Consider the following 2,740-nt stretch of genomic DNA (forward strand, 5'->3'; position numbering starts at 1 on the left):
GTCCTGCCGGGATAGCCGGTTGCCGGCGCTGTCGTAGTCGTAGGTGGTGGTGCCGGTGTCGGGACTCACACGCTCGGTTAGCTCTCCGAAACCGTTGTAGGTATAGAGGGTTTCCTTGCCGGTAGCGTCGACTACTTTGGTGAGTCGGCTCTGGCCATCGTACTCATAGCGGGTTTCCTGCTCCATTTGATCCGTCTGCGCCACCCGACGCCCCAAAACGTCATATTCGCTTTCTACGTCATCGGAGACCGGGCTGATTGTTTTTATGAGGTTGCCGGAAATATCGTAGTGGTTTTCCCACACCTGACCAGAGGCTGAGATCGTTTTGTGGAGCCGGTCTACTTCATCGTATAGATAGCTCTGAGTATAACGAATCGAGCCCCCCGAATCGTAGATATCCCTTTTTATGATATCCCCCGAGCTATCCAACTCCAGCTCTATTCGATTACCTTCGCCATCGCTGATTGAGGTCACTCTGTTAGCTCCATCGTATTCATAGTTGATCGATGCGGCATCGCGCCTAACCTGGGTCAGAAGTCCACCCAATGCATAATCGTACTCAACACGATGGTCGTTGATGCTTTGGCTAACAATCCGACCTGCCGCGTCGTACTCAATATTCCCTGTATGACCATTTGGGTCTTCGAGGCGGGTCACCTCACCATTTGGGTTACGCTCAAGGAAAATCGTTTTATGCCCAAGAGGGTTCTCAATACTGGTCAACCGGCGGTTTTCATCATAACGATAGTAGGCAACATCGCTAACATCAGTCCTGGCGCCATCGACGCTTTCGAGGAGGTTCATTTCATTGTAAAAGTATTCGGTAGCACGGATATTTCCGGACCATTGCTCTGTTACCGATTCAATACGACCACCATCGCCGTAGGACAACTTCGTTCGGTGACCATTGGGCCGATCTATTTTCTCTATAGTTCCATAGACTTCATGCCAATCGTAGAATGTGTTTCCAACAACGACATCATCCCCTGACATCTCTCTAAAATACCTTATATTATTTACACCATAATCAATCGTTTTACTTCCTCCCGAATTTTTATTAACGGTGACGTCATTTCCAAAAGTTTCATACGAATACGTAATCTCTGATTCTTCCCCGGAAGTACTGACTTCGCCACCCACCACTTTTTCTATACGTCCATATCGCTTGTCAAAATATACCGATCTCATCTTCCCATTAGAGTTAGTGACATGGCTAGCGCCGTCTTCATATTCAACTGACGTTTCGTCCACTCCCTCACCGTGCCTGCTCAATACAGCTCTTCCCAATGAGTCATACTCCCACTCAGATATAGCTATTTCTTGCTCATTGACCAGTGAAGTTAACAAATATGGATAGCGCGGGTTATCGTAACGATGTCGAACATGTCTTCCGCCGGGATATTCGACTAACTCAAGGCGATTCTTACCGTCATAGTGATAAAGAACTTCCTCACCCGAAGGAAGCTCAACAGCGCTCATGAGACCTCTATCATTATACGAGATATCTACAGCATACCCCTGATCATCTGATATTTTTTGTAGCAAATTATTTTCATAAGACAACTCTTGAAATCTACCCGAGGGATGAGAAAGTCGAACTAAATATCCTTCCTCGTTATATTCCTCTCTTACCCCACTTTTCCTGTAGACGTGCCAACCACTACCAACATTCTCCAGGGTTCCCCCGCCGAAAGCCCTAGGGTAACCAACATTCGCAACCAACTCCCTAACCCCAGTGGGATCAAGGTAAAGAACCTGCAAATCACTTTTCTTTACAATTCTTTTTTCATAGTTATGGGCCGTATAATCGCCGCCTTTCGAGCCACTGTTCTCTAAGTAGTCAAAAATAGGCACGGGAACTTTTTCGTAGTCTCTGGGTTGCCGATAAGCTTTCCAACCATTAGCTTCAACTGAATCACCTGGCACCTTTTCCAGAGAGGACTTTCTATGCTCATAGACATTCGGAAACGACCGATAAATTCGAGCTAGCTTTATTGGAAAAACGGAATCTCCCACTGAAAAATCCGGATCGAATTTTTCAACTTTTTCCCCAGTTTGAATGTTTATCGGGTTGCCGGCAAACCTGTCACAAGAGTTAGGTTCATTTTGCATTTCCGGGACACACATTCCCAGCTTGAAGTCGAACCTAGATGAACCTGGCGGGCAGTAGGTAACACAGTCCGACTTTTCCTCGCTCCACTCAAAAGGCGGCGTGCAAAAATCCTCTGGATCATAGCAGGTTCTTTGCCACGCTCTATCTTCATCAGGACCAAAGTAATGGTCACCGTCTGGGCCATACGGGTGGGACTCAGGACAATCATAATCTGCTGCAATTACTCGATTATAGATCATTCTATCTTTTCGGTAGATCGTCTCACCATCCCTTTCACAAAACCAGAAATCATGAGTAAATGAACCATTTCCATAAAGCCTCAGATCGTCACCTATCCCCATCCAGTTTTTCTTGGTGCATTCCCTAGGCTCTGGAACACTATCGTACATGCATTTCTTTCGATCACTTCCATTTCTTGACTCGAACGTATTCCCTGAGGCGGTGCACTCAAACGTAATCGTTGCCTTAACTGGTACAGCATCGGACTTATCATAATGCGCCAAGCAAGAACTGGAAATAAAACACAACACGAAGAGGGCTCTGAACATCGCAAACACCTTACACTTCCCTTAGGTGACTTTCCCTGTAGAAAGCAACCTGTCGAAGAGCACAACAAGAAGAGGTCTA

At 46.4% G+C, this 2,740-nt stretch carries 1 protein-coding gene; it reads right to left on the reverse strand.

Features of this window, described 5'->3' with window-relative positions:
- Positions 1 to 2,502 (reverse strand): hypothetical protein (locus tag AAE514_RS18335; protein ID WP_347333010.1); only part of this gene is annotated, 2,502 nt, incomplete at its 3' end.
- Positions 2,503 to 2,740: the final 238 nt, after the last annotated feature.

This window comes from Marinimicrobium locisalis (assembly GCF_039822625.1).
GTDB lineage: Bacteria > Pseudomonadota > Gammaproteobacteria > Pseudomonadales > Cellvibrionaceae > Marinimicrobium > Marinimicrobium locisalis.